Below are 16,174 nucleotides of genomic sequence, written 5' to 3'. Positions count from 1 at the left end.
TTTCGTCGTGATCACCGCAGGCGAGAGTATCCGTGACCGCCCACCGAATCGTCAGTACCCCGCCGGAACAGATAGGCTTTGACCCGACACGCGATCCAACCACAACAGCACACGCGGCCGAGGAGTCACCCGGATGAGCACCACCCAGAGCGAGAGGCTGCGCGGACTGCTTGAACCGCTCGTCGCCGCGCGAGACCTGGATCTGGAAGAGATCGAGGTGACACCGGCGGGAAAGCGGCGGGTGCTGAGGATCGTGGTCGATTCCGACGAGGGTGTCCAGCTGGACGAGTGCGCCGAGCTGAGCCGCGAGGCCTCCCAGGTCCTGGACGACTCCGATGCGATGGGCGGCGCCCCCTACACCCTTGAGGTCACCTCGCCGGGCGCCGACCGGCCGCTGACCGAGCTGCGACACTACCGCCGCGCCACCGGCCGCCTCATCAAGGCCCAACTGACCGCCGAGGCAGGGGGCGGTGAGCTGGTGGCCCGGATCACCGCCGTCGACGAGGACGGGCTCGATCTCGAGGTGCCGGGCGTCAAGGGCCGCAAGCCGACCGCCCGCCGGGTCTCCTTCGACGAGATCGCCAAGGCGCGCGTCGAGCTGGAGTTCAGCCGCAAGTCCGACAAGCGCGACGCACAGCACGACGAGAAGATCGACGAGAACGACGAGAACAAGGAGGAGGCGTAGCCGTGGACATCGACATGAGTGCCCTGAGGGGGCTGGTGCGGGAGAAGGAGATCTCGTTCGACCTGCTGGTCGAGGCGATCGAGTCGGCCCTCCTCATCGCTTACCACCGCACCGAAGGAAGCCGCCGGCGGGCGCGCGTGGTGCTGGACCGCAACACCGGCCATGTGACGGTGTGGGCCAAGGAGGACCCGGAGGACCTGGAGGAGGGCGCCGAGCCGCGCGAGTTCGACGACACCCCCTCCGGCTTCGGGCGGATCGCGGCGACCACCGCCAAGCAGGTCATCCTGCAACGGCTGCGGGACGCCGAGGAGGAGATCACGTTCGGCGAGTACGCCGGACGTGAGGGCGATGTCGTCACCGGCGTCGTCCAGCAGGGCAAGGACCCCAAGAACGTCCTGGTCGACATCGGCAAGCTGGAGGCCATCCTGCCGGTGCAGGAGCAGGTCCCCGGTGAGGACTACGCGCACGGGACGCGACTGCGGTCGTACGTCGTCCGGGTGGTCAAGGGCGTCCGCGGGCCGTCCGTGACGCTTTCGCGCACGCACCCCAATCTGGTGAAGAAGCTCTTCGCCATGGAGGTGCCGGAGATCGCGGACGGGTCGGTGGAGATCGCCGCCATCGCGCGCGAGGCCGGGCACCGGACGAAGATCGCCGTGCGGTCCACCCGCTCGGGGCTGAACGCCAAGGGCGCGTGCATCGGCCCGATGGGCGGCCGGGTGCGGGCCGTGATGGCCGAACTGCACGGCGAGAAGATCGACATCGTCGACTGGTCGGACGACCCGGCCGAGCTGGTCGCCAACGCGCTGTCGCCGGCCCGGGTCAGCAAGGTCGAGGTCGTGGACCTGGCGGCGCGCTCCGCCCGGGTGACCGTCCCCGACTACCAGCTGTCCCTGGCCATCGGCAAGGAAGGGCAGAACGCCCGGCTCGCGGCGCGGCTCACCGGCTGGCGGATCGACATCCGGCCGGACACCGAGCAGCACGCACCGCAGGGCTGAGGAAACCCACGGTAGTCGGCGGGTCCGCGGCGCACCGGAAAAATCGGTGGTGCCGCCGCGGTCCGCCGGGAATTCTGAGGAGTGCCCCGGCCTTTACCCCAACGGGGTCCGGTCGGTGCGGGGAGGTAGACTTAAGCAGTGTCTGGCCGGACGCATGCCCGCGCATGCCCTGAGCGCACATGTCTGGGATGTCGGGAGCGAGCGGCCAAGGGCGATTTGCTGCGCATCGTGCAGGTCGAGGGTGAGTGCGCCCCCGATCCTCGCGGTACGCTGCCCGGCCGGGGTGCTTACGTGCATCCCACACTGGTCTGCCTCGATCTGGCGGTTCGCCGCCGGGCGTTCCCCCGGGCCTTCCGGGGCCGGGGACCGTTCGACACGACGGACTTGCGCCGGTACCTCGTCGAGCGGGGCGCTGGTTGAAGCCGTTGCACTACAGCACAGCAAGAAACGCACAGCGCACGGAAAACCGTGCGGTCAGGTACCTCGCGAGTCGGAAGTAGGTCGAGATTGCGATGAGCACTCGATGAGTACGCGATGAGTACGCCCATGAAGTAGCGACGGTCCGGTGGACACCCCGGACCTAGAAGGAGCGAAGTGGCTAAGGTCCGGGTATACGAACTCGCCAAGGAGTTCGGCGTTGAGAGCAAGGTCGTCATGGCCAAGCTCCAAGAACTTGGTGAATTCGTCCGTTCGGCGTCCTCGACGATCGAGGCGCCGGTTGTTCGCAAGCTGACTGACGCTTTCCAGGCAGGCAGCGGCAGTGGCCGCGCCGCCGGTAAGCCCGCGGCGCCGCGCAAGTCGGCCCCCGCGAAGCCGTCGGCGCCCTCTCCGGCGCAGGCGGCCCGTCCTGCTGCCCCGAAGCCGGGCGCCCCCAAGCCGGGCCCCGCGGCCCCGGCGCCCGTCGCCGCCTCCGAGGCGGCACCGGCCCCCGCGGCCCCCAAGAGCACCCCCGCCCCGGGTCCGCGCCCCACCCCGGCGCGCCCCGCGGCCCCCAAGCCCGCTCCGGCCGCCCCCGCGCAGCCCGAGTTCCAGGCACCGCCGGCTGCGCCCGCAGGCCCGTCGGCACCCCGTCCCGGCGCCGCCCCCGGTCCGCGTCCGGGCCGTCCGGCTCCCGGTCCCGGCCAGGGCGGCCAGGGCCGCTCCGGCGCCCCGCGCCCCGGCGCCGACCGTCAGGGCCCCCGCCCCGGCGCGCGTCCGTCCGGTCCGCGTCCGGGCAACAACCCCTTCACCTCCGGTGGCTCCACGGGCATGGCCCGTCCGCAGGCCCCCCGTCCCGGTGGCGCTCCGCGCCCCGGCGGCCAGGGTGGCCCCGGCGGCCCGCGTCCGCAGGGCGGCGGCCAGGGTGGCCCCCGTCCCCAGGGCCAGGGCGGCGCGCGTCCGACCCCCGGTGGTATGCCCCGTCCGCAGGGTGCGGCTCCCGGCGGCGCCGGCCCGCGTCCCGGCGGCGGTAACCGTCCGAACCCGGGCATGATGCCGCAGCGTCCGGCTGCCGGCCCGCGTCCCGGCCCCGGTGGCGGCGGCCGCGGTCCCGGCGGTGCCGGTCGTCCCGGTGGCGGCGGCGGTCGTCCGGGTGGCGGCGGCGGCTTCGCTGGTCGTCCCGGTGGCGGCGGCGGTCGTCCGGGTGGCGGCGGCTTCGCCGGTCGTCCCGGTGGCGGCGCCCCCGGTGCTGGCGGTGGCGGCGGTTTCGGTGGTGGCGGCGGCCGTCCCGGCTTCGGCGGTCGTCCCGGCGGCCCCGGTGGCCGTGGTGGCACGCAGGGCGCGTTCGGCCGTCCCGGCGGTCCGGCGCGTCGTGGCCGCAAGTCGAAGCGGCAGCGCCGTCAGGAGTACGAGGCCATGCAGGCCCCGTCGGTCGGCGGCATCATGCTGCCGCGCGGCAACGGTGCGACGGTTCGCCTGTCGCGCGGTGCCTCGCTGACGGACTTCGCGGAGAAGATCAACGCCAACCCGGCGTCGCTGGTCCAGGTCATGCTGAACCTGGGCGAGATGGTCACCGCGACCCAGTCCGTCTCCGACGAGACGCTCCAGCTGCTCGCCGACGAGATGAACTACGTCGTCGAGATCGTCAGCCCGGAGGAGGAGGACCGCGAGCTGCTCGAGTCCTTCGACATCGAGTTCGGCGAGAACGAGGGCGGCGAGGAGATGCTGGTCTCCCGTCCGCCGGTGGTGACCGTCATGGGTCACGTCGACCACGGTAAGACCCGCCTGCTCGACGCCATCCGCAAGACGAACGTCATCGCGGGCGAGGCCGGTGGCATCACCCAGCACATCGGTGCCTACCAGGTCGCGACCGAGGTCAACGAAGAAGAGCGGCGCATCACCTTCATCGACACCCCCGGTCACGAGGCGTTCACCGCCATGCGTGCCCGTGGTGCCAAGTCGACCGACATCGCGATCCTCGTGGTGGCGGCCAACGACGGTGTCATGCCGCAGACGATCGAGGCCCTGAACCACGCCAAGGCGGCCGACGTGCCGATCGTGGTTGCGGTCAACAAGATCGACGTCGAGGGTGCCGACCCGACCAAGGTCCGCGGTCAGCTGACCGAGTACGGCCTGGTGGCTGAGGAGTACGGCGGCGACACCATGTTCGTCGACATCTCCGCCAAGCAGGGTCTGCACATCGACTCCCTGCTGGAGGCCGTGGTCCTCACCGCGGACGCGGCGCTCGACCTGCGGGCCAACGCCGAGCAGGACGCGCAGGGTATTGCGATCGAGGCGCACCTCGACCGCGGCCGCGGCGCCGTGGCCACCGTCCTCGTCCAGCGCGGTACCCTCCGCGTCGGTGACACGATGGTCGCCGGTGACGCGTACGGCCGGGTCCGTGCGATGTTCGACGACAAGGGCAACAACGTCGAGGAAGCGGGTCCGTCGACCCCCGTCATGGTCCTGGGTCTGACCAACGTCCCGGGCGCCGGCGACAACTTCCTGGTCGTCGACGAGGACCGTACGGCCCGCCAGATCGCCGAGAAGCGCGCGGCGCGCGAGCGCAACGCCGCCTTCGCCAAGCGCACCCGTCGGGTGTCCCTGGAGGACCTGGACAAGGTGCTCAAGGCCGGCGAGGTCCAGCAGCTCAACCTCATCATCAAGGGCGATGCCTCTGGTTCCGTCGAGGCCCTGGAGTCCTCGCTGCTCCAGCTCGACGTCGGCGAAGAGGTCGACATCCGCGTGCTGCACCGCGGCGTCGGTGCGGTCACCGAGACCGACATCAACCTGGCGTCCGGCTCCGACGCGATCGTCATCGGCTTCAACGTGCGGGCCGAGGGCCGCGCCACGCAGATGGCCGAGCGCGAGGGCGTCGACGTCCGCTACTACTCGGTCATCTACCAGGCGATCGAGGAGATCGAGGCGGCCCTCAAGGGCATGCTGAAGCCGGAGTACGAGGAGGTCGAGCTCGGTACGGCGGAGATCCGCGAGGTCTTCAAGTCGTCCAAGCTGGGCAACATCGCGGGTGTTCTCATCCGCTCCGGCGAGGTCAAGCGGAACACCAAGGCCCGCCTCATCCGCGACGGCAAGGTCATCGCGGAGAACCTCAACATCGAGGGCCTGCGTCGCTTCAAGGACGACGTCACCGAGATCCGCGAAGGCTTCGAGGGCGGTATCAACCTCGGAAACTTCAACGACATCAAGGTCGACGACGTCATCGCGACCTACGAGATGCGGGAGAAGCCGCGCGGCTGATCACGCGGATCACAGCCCGTGCGTCGCTCGGTCCACCAGGAATGGTGGTCGGGCGACGGGCGGCCGGCTGGGGCCGATCGGCGGAAGAAACTCCGTCGATCGGCCCCGGCCGTTGCGTGTACGGTTCGAACTGACACACGCCCCCGGCCAACGCCGGGTGGTACCCCCAAGGCCCCACGGGTGGCTTGACCCGGCTTGCATGTACGTAGGGACGCTGTCCTTCGACCTGCTTCTCGGCGACGTACGGTCGCTGAAGGAGAAGCGCTCCGTCGTCCGCCCGATCGTCGCCGAGCTGCACCGCAAGTACGCGGTCAGCGTCTCGGAGGTCGGGGACCAGGACCTGTACCGCAGGGCCAGGATCGGCCTGGCGGTGGTGTCCGGGGATATGGGGCACCTCACCGAAGTCATGGACCGCTGCGAGCGCCTGGTCGCCGCACGGCCCGAAGTGGAGTTGCTGTCGGTACGCCGACGGCTGCACGGCGACGAAGACTGACCCGGTCACGGGCGGGGCGCCGCCGGTGGAAGCACAATTGTGGAAGACAAGAAGGAGACGGACCAGTGGCCGACAATGCGCGGGCGAAGAAGCTGGCGGACCTCATCCGGGAGGTGGTCGCCCAGAAGCTCCAGCGCGGAATCAAGGACCCGCGGCTCGGCTCGCACGTGACCATCACGGACACCCGGGTCACCGGCGACCTGCGGGAGGCTACGGTCTTCTACACGGTCTACGGAGACGACGAGGAGCGCGCCAGCGCCGCCGCCGGCCTGGAGAGCGCCAAGGGCATCCTGCGCTCTGCGGTGGGCGCCGCGGCCGGCACGAAGTTCACGCCGACGCTGTCGTTCGTGGCGGACGCCCTGCCGGAGACCGCCAAGACGATCGAGGACCTGCTCGACAAGGCGCGGGCCTCGGACGCCAAGGTGCGTGAGGTCTCCTCCGGAGCCCAGTACGCCGGCGAAGCCGACCCGTACCGCAAGCCCGGCGACAACGAGGACGACGAGGGCACCGCGGCAGAATGAAGCGTCAGAGCAACAAGCCGGGCGGGCTGGTCATCGTCGACAAGCCGTCCGGTTTCACTTCGCACGACGTGGTGGCGAAGATGCGCGGTATGGCCCGGACCCGCCGGGTCGGGCACGCCGGCACCCTCGACCCGATGGCCACGGGCGTGCTCGTCCTGGGCCTGGAGCGGGCCACCAAGCTGCTCGGCCACCTCGCGCTGACGGAGAAGGAGTACGTCGGCACGATCCGGCTCGGGCAGAACACGATCACCGACGACGCCGAGGGCGAGATCACCGCGTCCAAGGCGGCGCACGGCCTCGCCCGCGAGGACATCGACGCCGCTGTCGCGCAGCTGTCCGGCGCGATCATGCAGGTCCCGTCCAAGGTCAGCGCCATCAAGATCGACGGCAAGCGGTCCTATGCGCGGGTCCGCCAGGGCGAGGACGTCGAGATCCCGGCCCGCCCGGTGACCGTCTCCTCGTTCGTGGTGCACTCCGCGCACGAGACCGAGGCCGAGGACGGCACGCCGGTGACCGACCTGCTGGTCTCGGTCGAGTGCTCCTCCGGTACCTACATCCGGGCCCTCGCCCGTGACCTGGGCGCCGGGCTCGGCGTCGGCGGCCATCTGACCGCGCTGCGCCGCACCCGGGTCGGCCCGTACAAGCTGGACCGGGCGCGCACCCTGGAGCAGTTGCAGGCCGCGGTGGACGACCCCGAGGGCGGCGGGCTGCCCGTCATGCCGATCGGGGAGGCGGCCGAGGCGGCGTTCACCCGCTGGGACGTCACCGAGGCGCAGGCCCGGCTACTGCTGAACGGTGCGCGGATCGCCATGCCGCGCTTCGAGGGCGACGGCCCGGTCGCCGCCTTCGGGCCGGACGGCGCGTTCCTGGCACTGGTGGAGAACCAGGGCGGGAAGGCGAAGAGCCTGGCGGTCTTCGCCATCTGAGGCCGCAGGAAGGTGGTGGAACGCGGGCCGCCCGGCGCGAGCGAGCGGCGGTCCGCGCTCCACCATCCCCCTCCAATGGATCTCTATCCAGCGATCCCGGAGCATTCACTCCTTCGGTGAGGCGCTCGGAGTGAATCAAGGCGCGGACGGGGGCGCGTTCCCAGAGCTCCCTCCCGCGACGATCACCACCTGCCTACCGTCGAAGGACGGGACAGGCGGGGAGGATCGGCAATGGCGTTGCTGGATGCCGACGCGGACGCGGCACTGGTACGCATCCGCGATCTGGCAGGTCGGACGCGCGGCACGGGGTTCCTCGTGGACCACGAGGGCACGGTCGTCACCAGCCACGAGGCGGTGGACGGACCGGAGCGGCTGGTGCTCCAGCCGATGGCCACGAGCGGCGGCACGTCCGGCGGCGCCGGATGGAGCCGCCCGGTGGAGCCCGCCTCGATCACCCCCCTTCCGGAGACCGGACTCGCCCTCGTACGGAGCGACGACCACCGGTTGCGCCGGCTCGTCCCGCTGCCCGTCGCCACCGGCCGTCCACAGCCGGGCACCGGCGCCCGGCTGTGGGCCGGCGGCTGGCTGGACGGCACGGTCGTCGGACCGGGCACCGGGGTGACGTACACGGCCACCGACCGCGTCCATCTGCTCGACGAGACGCTGGAGTTGGGGCTGTGCGCGGGCGGCCGGGAGGCGCTGCGGCTGGGCGGCCCGGCGATCGGCGGTCCGGTGCTGGACGCCCGTACCGGCGCGGTCCTCGGCGTGCTGGGCACCGCACTGCACTCCGGACGCCGGGCGGGCGGCTTCGCGATCCCGCTGCGCGCGGTCGCCGAGGCCGCGCCCCGCGGCGCCCTCGCCACCCTGCTGGACCGCAACGCACGCACCGTCCCCGCATACGGCAGCGAGCTCAACCAGGCCGGCTTGCTGCGGCTCACCGCGGTCCGCACCGGCCCGGCCGAGCGGCTCCCACGAGGACGGGAACCGGTCGAACGGCCGGAGGTGGCCGAGGAGTTCGCCCGTTTCACGGACGGTGCCGGGCCCGGCGTACTGGCGCTGGTGGGGGAGCCGGGGACCGGGCGCAGCACCGAGCTGGTCCGGCTCGCGGACGGCCGGGCGGCGGGCCCGGACCCGGCACCGGTCGTCCGGCTGCGCGGCGCGGAGCTGCGGTCCGACGACGACGGCGTGCGTACCGCGGTGGGGCGCGCGCTGTGCGCCGCGGGCGGCGCCCTCGCCGCGGCCGGCCGCACCGTCGGCGACCCGACCGAGGTCACCCCCGACGCGGTGGCCCGGCTCGCGACCGCGGCCGGCCGTCCGTTGCTCGTCCTCCTCGACGGACCCGAGGAGATGCCGGCGGAACTGGCGCAACGGGAGCGCCTGGCCGCCTGGACCGCCGCGACCGCCGACTGGCTGCGCACCGCCGGCGTGCGGCTGGTCATCGCCTGCCGCCCCGGGTACTGGGAGCGGGCCGGCGCGTTCTTCCCGCCCGGTCTGCTGCACCGCCCGCTCCGACCGGTGCCCGGACTGCCCGCCTGCACCGGCATCGGCGACCTGCCCGACGGCGCGGCGGAGCTCGCCCGCCGCCGCTACGGCCTGCCCCCCGGCGCACCGGCCGCCGCCGACGCCCGCCACCCCCTCGCCCTGCGGCTGCTCGCGGAGGTCGGCGCGGCGCTGTTCGACGACGCGGGGGCCGCGCCGGCGGCCGACGGACCGGTGGGCATCGGCGCCCCCGACCGGCACCAGATCTTCGAGGCCTACCTGGACCTGGTGTGCCTCCGCATCGCCCTGCGGATCGCCGCGGACCACCGACCCGTGCCGCGCGGCACCGCGGTGCGCCGGCTGGCCGCCCAGGTCGCCGGCCAGGTCCACGAGGCGGCCCGTCGCGCCCTGACCTCCGGCCCGGGCGCGCTGGACCGCGCGTCGTTCGAGGAGGTGTTCCCGCCCGGGGCCGGCTGGGCCGCCGCGGTGCTCGCCGAGGGGCTGCTGGTCGCCGCCGGCCCCGGGTACCGCTTCGTGCACGAGGAGTTCGCGGAGTGGCTCCAGGGCGCCCATGCGGACGCCGATCTGCTGCCCATCCCCGGCGGGGACCGCTTCGGGCCGGCCGTCCATGGGCTGCTGCTGCTCGCCCGGCGCAGGGGAACGGTGCAACTGACCTTTCGGCTGGCCGAGTTGGTGCCGTTGGCGACCGCCGCCGAGGACGCGGGCGGCCGGGACGCCGGCGGCCGGGACGCCGACGGCCGCCGGTGGGCCGCCCAGGTGCTGGCCGGGGTGCTGCTCCGGGTCCCCGACGCCCGGCCGTACGCGGGCGTGCTGCGGCTGCTCGCCGACCGGATCACCGAACGCTCGCTGCGGGCCGGCGGGTTCCCGCGGACCGGCCTGGTGGCCTTCGGACCGTGGTTCTGGGAGCGGCTGGCACTGCCGGACGAGGATCGATTGGAGCTGCTGCGCCGTCTGCTGCCCGCCGACGGTCCGCCGGCCGGAGCGGAGCGACGGCGCGGCGCCCGTCCGCCGTTCGCCCGCCCGCCCCGGGTCCGCGTCCACCCCGCCCCCGGGGAACCCGCCCCCGCGGCGCGCGAGGAGCCGGCCGCCGTCTGCCCGACGCGCTTCCTCGACGCCGCGGCCGCCCTGCTGAGCTGCGACCCCGGCCGGATCCAGCCGCTGCTGTGCACCTGGTTCGACGACCCCCGCCCCCTCCAACGCCCCGGCACCGCGCCCGCGGACCGGGCCCACCCGGCACCCGCCATCCCCGACGAGATCACCGTCGCGGGTGCCGCCCAGGCCCTGCTGCACACCCACCGCCGCCCGGCACTGGACGAGCTCACCGAGGCGCTGGTGTCCGTCGCACACCCCAAGGGCGACGAACTGCTCGACGCGCTCGCCGAGGACGAGCCGTCCGCCATGTGCCGGGCCGTCGACCGCTGGGCGCACGACGAGTGCCCCCAGCGCCGCCTCGCCGCCGTGACCTACGGCCTGCGCGTGGCGCCGCACGCCACCGCTGCCACCGACCGCGCGCTGCTGCGCCAGGCCGCCCTCCGCCTGCTCTCCCGGCCCGGCGACGAGGCGCACCACGGTTCCGCGCTCGCCCTGCTGATCGGCGATCCGGCCAGCCGCCCGCGCTTCCTGGACCGGGCGCTGGCCCGCTTCGTGGCAGGGGACCCCCAGCTGCCGCCGACGGCCTTCACGGACGCCCTCGCGGACCACCCCGCGCTGGTGCTGGCCGCCTTCCGGGCCCGACTGACCGGCGGCGAGGGGCCGCCGGTGGCGGGACCCCTGATGCGGCTGCTCGCCCGCCTCGACGCGCCCGAGCTCGCCGCCCGCGCCGCCGCTCTCGTCCGCGCCTACGCCGGACAGTGCCCGGACCGCGCCGCCCGCCCGGTCGCGGAGTACCTCGCGCACCGCCTGGACCGCGGCCCGGCCGCCCGCGCCACGCTCCGCCCGCTCGCCGTGGAGCTGCTCACCGGATACCCCGCGCCGGTCCGCTGCGCGCTCGCCGCCGTGCTGGCCGAGCCGGGATCCGGGGACTCGGCCCCGCTCCGCCGTGAGCTGCTGGAGGTGCTGCTGGCGCGCGAGGCCTCGTACACGGACGCGGCACCGCACGGCGCGTACGCGGACGGCGGCCGGGACACCCGGGTACTGGAGGCGCTGCTGCGGGCGGCCGCCGAGGGAGCCGAGCGGCGGCCGGGGGACCGCACCCGGGAGCTGGTGCACCGCACCGGCATGCTGCTGATCCGTACGCCGGAGGGCGCGGCCTGTTTCGACCGGGCGCTGGTGGAGCTGGGCCGCCGGGTGCCGGGCTTCGCCAGCCGGGTGCAGGACTGGCTGGCGGCCGAGCCGGGGGAGTGGGCGGTCGTGGTGGGACCGAGCGCCCGGGCCACGCTCGCCGGCTGCCGCAGGAGCTGACCCGGTACCGGCGCCGTCGACTATCGGCCCCGGCCTGGTGGCGGGGCCCGCCCACGTGCCGCAAAGATCCACTGCACGGCCCCCTGAGCCACCCTTCGCGCGTAGCACCTGCTGGGGCATGGCAGTCTTAGACGTGCGCCATGCCGACGTGGCGCGAGGAACTGACCAGAGTTCGGGCGAGGAGCGGGCACAGTGCAGCGCTGGTGTGGCTTGGAGGACATCCCCGCGGGCTGGGGACGCAGTGTCGTCACCATCGGCTCGTACGACGGAGTGCACCGCGGCCACCAATTGATCATCGGGAAGGCCGTCGAGCGCGCCCGCGAGCTGGGGATACCGGCGGTGGTCGTCACCTTCGACCCGCACCCGAGCGAGGTCGTACGGCCCGGCACCCACCCGCCGCTGCTCGCGCCGCACCACCGGCGTGCGGAGCTGATGGCCGAGCTGGGCGTGGACGCGGTGCTGGTCCTCCCGTTCACCAAGGAGTTCTCGAAGCTGGCGCCGGCCGACTTCGTGGTCAAGGTGCTGGTCGACAAGCTGCGTGCGCAGGTCGTCGTCGAGGGCCCCAACTTCCGCTTCGGGCACAAGGCCGCCGGCAACGTCGCCACCCTCACCGAGCTCGGCAGCACCTACGACTACGCCGTGGAGGTCATCGACCTCTACGAGCGCGGCACCGCGGGCGGCGGCGAGGCGTTCTCCTCCACACTCGCCCGCCGCCTGGTCGCCGCGGGCGAGGTGGCCGGCGCGATGGAGGTCCTCGGGCGGCCGCACCGCGTCGAGGGCGTCGTCGTGCGCGGCGCCCAGCGCGGCCGCGAACTCGGCTTCCCGACGGCCAATGTCGAGACCCTCCCGCACACCGCGGTCCCGGCCGACGGCGTCTACGCGGGCCTGCTCCAGGTCGAGGGCGAGGCGATGCCGGCCGCGATCTCGGTCGGCACCAACCCGCAGTTCGACGGCAAGGACCGCACCGTCGAGGCGTATGCGATCGACCGTGTCGGCCTGGACCTGTACGGCCTGCACGTCGGCGTGGACTTCCTGGCCTACATCCGCGGCCAGGAGAAGTTCGACACGCTCGACGCGCTGCTGGAGCGGATGGCGGTCGACGTGAAGCTGGCACGGGGGTTGATCGCGGCGGCGGGGTGAGGGCTCGCGCTGGGGTAGGGGCTCGCGCTGGGGTAGGGGGTCGGGGCTCGCGCCGTGGTGGGGGTGAGGGCTCGCACCGGGGTGGCGGGTTGAGCGCGCGCCGTGGTGGGGGATGAGGGCTCGAGTTGTGGTGACGAGGCCGGGGCTCGTGCTGTGGTGGGGGTGAAGGCTCGTGCGGTGGTGGCGGCGTCTGGGCTTGCGCTGTGGTGGCGATGTCGGGGCTTGCGCTGTGGCGGGGCGGGGCGGGCCGAGGGCGGCTGAGGCTTTGACTCCGGTTGGGTTTTCGCCGGTTGGGTTTCTTGCGGCTTGAATTTTCCTTCTGCCTTGGTTTTTTCCTTCTGCCTTGGTTCTCCCCTCCGCCTTGGTTCTCTCTTCCCCCGCGTTGTTCTCCCCTCCCCGCCTTGGTTTTTCCTCCGCCTTGGTTTTTCCCCTCCGCCCACCCCCCTTCGGGGGGTGGGCGGGTGTATGTGGTGCGGTGGCGCTTTCCCCCAGCAGCCGGCACGACGCCTCACCCGGCGGGCGGCATGTGCGTCCCGTCAGCGCCGGCAAGCGCGTCCTGCCGCGGTACGGCCATCCCGCCCGGCACCCGCGGCAGTTGCAGCGCCGACGGCACCGGCCGCACTTCCCTCCCGACCGGCAGGCGCGCCAACTCGACTGGATTCAGGGGGAGTTCGGCCGAGAGTTGTTCACTCTTTCGAGGTATGCCGTGATACAGGATGACGCGATGTGTGATGGCGTCCCGATGCCTGAAGACGTCCCGATGCCTGAAGACGTCCCGATGCCTGAAGACGCCAAGCGGGATGACGCGAGAACGAGCGTGGCCCGGCACTTCACGAGTGCCGGGCCACGCCCCTTCTACCGTGACGGCTGAGCCGTTCTCACTGCGGAGGCGGCTGCTGCTGCCAGCCCGGAGCCAGGCCGGGCTGTTCCGGCTGCGGGGCGTCCGGGGCCGGCTGTTGCTGCTGCCAGTGGGCCGGCGGCTGCTGGGCCGGCTGCTGGGTCCAGCCGCCCTGCTGCGGCGGGTAGCCGGCCGGCGGCTGCCCGTGCTGCGGCTGCCCGTGCTGGGGCTGACCCTGCTGGGGCTGCGCCTGGTGCGGCTGGCCCTGCTGGGCGTACTGCTGTTGCTGCGCGTACGGGTCGCCGCCCATCTGCTGCTGGGGGTACATCCCCTGCGCCTGCTGGGCCCGCGCGAAGTCCTCGGCCACCAGGGCGGAGAGGTTGAAGTACGCCTCGCGGGTCTTGGGTCGCATCATGTCGAGGTCGACCTCGGCACCGGCGGCGAGGTGCTCGTCGAAGGGGACGACCACCACCCCGCGGCAGCGGGTCTCGAAGTGCGACACGATGTCGTCGATCTTGATCATCTTGCCGGTCTCGCGGACACCGGAGATGACCGTGATACCACGCTGCACCAGGTCGGCGTATCCGTGCGCGGACAGCCAGTCCAGGGTGGTGCTGGCGCTGCTGGCGCCGTCCACGGACGGGGTGGAGATGATGATCAACTGGTCGGCGAGGTCGAGCACTCCGCGCATCGCGCTGTAGAGCAGACCGGTGCCCGAGTCCGTGAGGATGATCGGGTACTGCTTGCCGAGGACGTCGATCGCCCGCCGGTAGTCGTCGTCGTTGAAGGTCGTCGAAACGGCCGGGTCGACGTCGTTGGCGAGGATCTCCAGACCCGAGGGGGCCTGTGAGGTGAACCGGCGGATGTCCATGTAACTGTGCAGGTGCGGGATCGCCTGCACCAGGTCACGGATGGTCGCACCGGTCTCGCGGCGTACCCGTCGGCCGAGCGTGCCGGCGTCCGGGTTGGCGTCGATCGCCAGGATCTTGTCCTGCCGCTCGGAGGCGAGCGTGGAGCCGAGCGCCGTGGTCGTGGTGGTCTTGCCGACACCGCCCTTGAGGCTGATCACCGCGATCCGGTAGCACGACATCACCGGCGTACGGATCAGCTCCAGCTTGCGCTGCCGCTCCTCCTGCTCCTTCTTCGCGCCCAGCTTGAACTTGGACGGCTGGGCGTTGGCGCCCGGCTTCCGCTTCTTGGGCTGGTTGCGCAGCAGCCGGTCGGAGGTCAGCTCGACGGCCGCGCTGTAACCGAGCGGCGCGCCCGGAGCCGCCCGCTGCTGCGGCTGCTGCTGACCGGGCTGGGAGTACGACGCGTAGTTGGCCGCCGCGTTGGGGTCGCCGTACTGCTGCCCGGGGAGCGGCTGGTACTGCTGCGCCTGCTGGGCTTGTTGAGCCTGCTGGGCCTGCGCTGCTTGCTGGGCCTGTGCCGCTTGCTGGGCCTGCGCTGCCTGTTGGGCTTGCTGGGCCTGCGCCGCCTGTTGCGCCTGTGCCGCCTGCTGGGCCTGGGCGGCCTGCTGCTGGTCGTACCCGGGCTGGGCCTGCTGGCCCTGTTGCGGGTAGCCGCCCTGCGCGGCGGTCTGCGGGTAGCCGTAAGCGGGCTGCTGCGCGGCCGCGTTGGGCTGCTGCGGCGCCTGCTGCTGGCTCTGCTGCGGGTAGCCGTACCCGGGCTGCGGATAGCCGTACGCCGGCTGCTGCTGCGCGGGCACGCCCTGCTGCTGTTGCGGGTATCCGGCCTGCTGCTGCGGCTGCCCCTGCGGATAGCCGGCCTGCTGCTGGGCCTGCTGCGGGTGCTGCGCGGCCTGCTGCGGGTGCTGGGTCGGGACCTGCTGGCCGGCCTGCTGCTGCGCCTGGGCCATCCGCGGGTCCGCGGGCTGGAACTCCGGTGGCAGCGGCGGCAGTGCACCCTGTCCGGGCACGCCCTGCTGCTGGCCCTCCGCCGCCGCGCCCCACGGAGCGCCCTGCTGGGGGGCCGCCTGCTGGGCCACACCCTGGGGAGCCGGCGCCTGCTGCGGTGCACCGTGCTGCTGCGGAACGGTCTGCTGCGGCACGCCCTGCTGCGGCTGCGGCTGGGCCTGAGCGGCCGGTACGGGCTGCGCGCCCTGCGCGGCGGCCTCGGGTGCGGGCTGGGCCTGCGGAGCGCCCTGAGCGGCCGGCGCAGCGCCCTCGACGGGCGCCTGGGGAGCAGTGGCCTCCGGCTGCGGTGCCGGTGCGGCCTCCGGCGCGGACGCCGGCGACGCCTCGGACTCCGCGTCCGTGTCGTCATCATCGTCGTCGTCCCAGAGCGACGCCGACGGGTCGACACCCGAGCCGGAACGCCTGTTGCCGATGTCGGAGGCGTCCTTCGCGGGCGGTGCGGCCTCCGCGGGGGCCTCCGGAGCGGTCGGGGACGCGGCGGCGGCCGGCGCGTTGGCGCCGTCCTGCGGGCGCAGCGTCGGGAATCCGGGCGGTGTGGCATCGACCGGCGCCGGCGCCGGTGCAGCCGGTACGCCCTGCTGCGGAACCCCGGGCACCGGCGCGCCCTGAGGAGGCCCCGACAGCGGCTGGCCGGTGGGCGGCCCGGGGGGCTGCTGCGCGGCCGGCGGAGCGGTGGGCGAAGGCGCAGGAGAAGCCGCGGTGCTCGTGCCGCCGCCACTGGTGTCGCTGCTCGCGTACCAGGCCGGCGCGGCAAAATCGATCTTGAATTCGCCGGTCAGGTCGAACTCGGACTGGTCGTCGTCAGGATCGATTCCGTCCGGACGGAAAGCCTCCTGCTCGTTCACTGTGCCTCCTGGTGTACTGCAACGCACCTGAACGGCAGGACCGGATACAGGCGGATCGTTCGGATGTATCGGAAGTCGGAACACACCACCCGGGGTTGCGCCAACACTAACTGTCTCCATCCCCGTATCGGCTGCCGTCGTGCCGTGCTCCTCCGGCTCTCCCACACAGCCTAATCAAGAGTCGGCCCATAACGGCAGTCGATGTCATGTCGTCTTCAAGCCCCTTCGGCACACCTACGG

General features: G+C 73.0%; 10 protein-coding genes. 9 read left to right on the top strand and 1 reads right to left on the bottom strand.

Annotation, left to right across the window (positions count from 1 at the left end; all coding sequences use genetic code 11):
• Positions 1-133: 133 nt before the first annotated feature.
• The 9 genes from rimP to AB0C96_RS19990 all read left to right on the top strand — a co-directional run bounded on the left by rimP (position 134) and on the right by AB0C96_RS19990 (position 12,335).
• A complete protein-coding gene (gene rimP / locus AB0C96_RS20030) occupies positions 134-685 on the top strand; it encodes a ribosome maturation factor RimP (protein WP_362919004.1) in 552 nt (183 codons plus the stop codon).
• A 2-nt stretch (positions 686-687) separates the two neighbouring features.
• Positions 688-1,680, top strand: coding sequence for a transcription termination factor NusA (gene nusA, locus AB0C96_RS20025; protein WP_362919003.1), 993 nt, complete (start codon positions 688-690; stop codon positions 1,678-1,680).
• Positions 1,681-1,818: 138 nt separating this feature from the next.
• Complete coding sequence (locus tag AB0C96_RS20020; RefSeq protein ID WP_362919002.1) at positions 1,819-2,100, top strand: YlxR family protein; 282 nt, start codon at positions 1,819-1,821, stop codon at positions 2,098-2,100.
• A gap of 174 nt (positions 2,101-2,274) precedes the next feature.
• On the top strand, positions 2,275-5,355 hold the full coding sequence (gene infB / locus AB0C96_RS20015; protein ID WP_362919001.1) for a translation initiation factor IF-2: 3,081 nt from the start codon (positions 2,275-2,277) through the stop codon (positions 5,353-5,355).
• 199 nt (positions 5,356-5,554) lie between these two features.
• Positions 5,555-5,848: a DUF503 domain-containing protein gene (locus tag AB0C96_RS20010; protein ID WP_362919000.1), complete on the top strand. Its 294-nt coding sequence runs from the start codon at positions 5,555-5,557 to the stop codon at positions 5,846-5,848.
• Positions 5,849-5,913: 65 nt separating this feature from the next.
• Entirely contained in the window at positions 5,914-6,369 is a 456-nt protein-coding gene (gene rbfA / locus AB0C96_RS20005; RefSeq protein WP_362918999.1) for a 30S ribosome-binding factor RbfA, read from the top strand.
• On the top strand, positions 6,366-7,295 hold the full coding sequence (gene truB / locus AB0C96_RS20000; protein WP_362918998.1) for a tRNA pseudouridine(55) synthase TruB: 930 nt from the start codon (positions 6,366-6,368) through the stop codon (positions 7,293-7,295). Before rbfA ends, truB begins: the two co-directional genes overlap by 4 nt.
• Positions 7,296-7,526: 231 nt before the next feature.
• The gene (locus AB0C96_RS19995) at positions 7,527-11,195 is read left to right on the top strand and encodes a hypothetical protein (protein ID WP_362918997.1); all 3,669 of its coding nucleotides are present in this window, start codon (positions 7,527-7,529) and stop codon (positions 11,193-11,195) included.
• A 192-nt stretch (positions 11,196-11,387) separates the two neighbouring features.
• Complete coding sequence (locus tag AB0C96_RS19990; RefSeq protein WP_362918996.1) at positions 11,388-12,335, top strand: bifunctional riboflavin kinase/FAD synthetase; 948 nt, start codon at positions 11,388-11,390, stop codon at positions 12,333-12,335.
• Between the two features lie 878 nt (positions 12,336-13,213).
• On the opposite strand, the gene AB0C96_RS19985 is transcribed toward AB0C96_RS19990, so the two are convergent.
• On the bottom strand, positions 13,214-15,934 hold the full coding sequence (locus AB0C96_RS19985) for an SCO5717 family growth-regulating ATPase (protein WP_362918995.1): 2,721 nt from the start codon (positions 15,932-15,934) through the stop codon (positions 13,214-13,216).
• Between the last annotated feature and the right edge of the window lie 240 nt (positions 15,935-16,174).

Source organism: Streptomyces sp. NPDC048506, from assembly GCF_040651315.1.
Classification (GTDB): domain Bacteria; phylum Actinomycetota; class Actinomycetes; order Streptomycetales; family Streptomycetaceae; genus Streptomyces.
The sequence above is the reverse complement of the archived record's forward strand: the minus strand, read 5'-3'. Positions and strand labels throughout refer to the sequence as shown.

Coding starts and splice junctions, on each gene's coding strand:
- truB (WP_362918998.1), top strand. CDS start 6,366: ATGAAGCGTCAGAGCAACAAGCCGGGCGGGCTGGTCATCGTCGACAAG.
- AB0C96_RS20010 (WP_362919000.1), top strand. CDS start 5,555: ATGTACGTAGGGACGCTGTCCTTCGACCTGCTTCTCGGCGACGTACGG.
- rimP (WP_362919004.1), top strand. CDS start 134: ATGAGCACCACCCAGAGCGAGAGGCTGCGCGGACTGCTTGAACCGCTC.
- AB0C96_RS19995 (WP_362918997.1), top strand. CDS start 7,527: ATGGCGTTGCTGGATGCCGACGCGGACGCGGCACTGGTACGCATCCGC.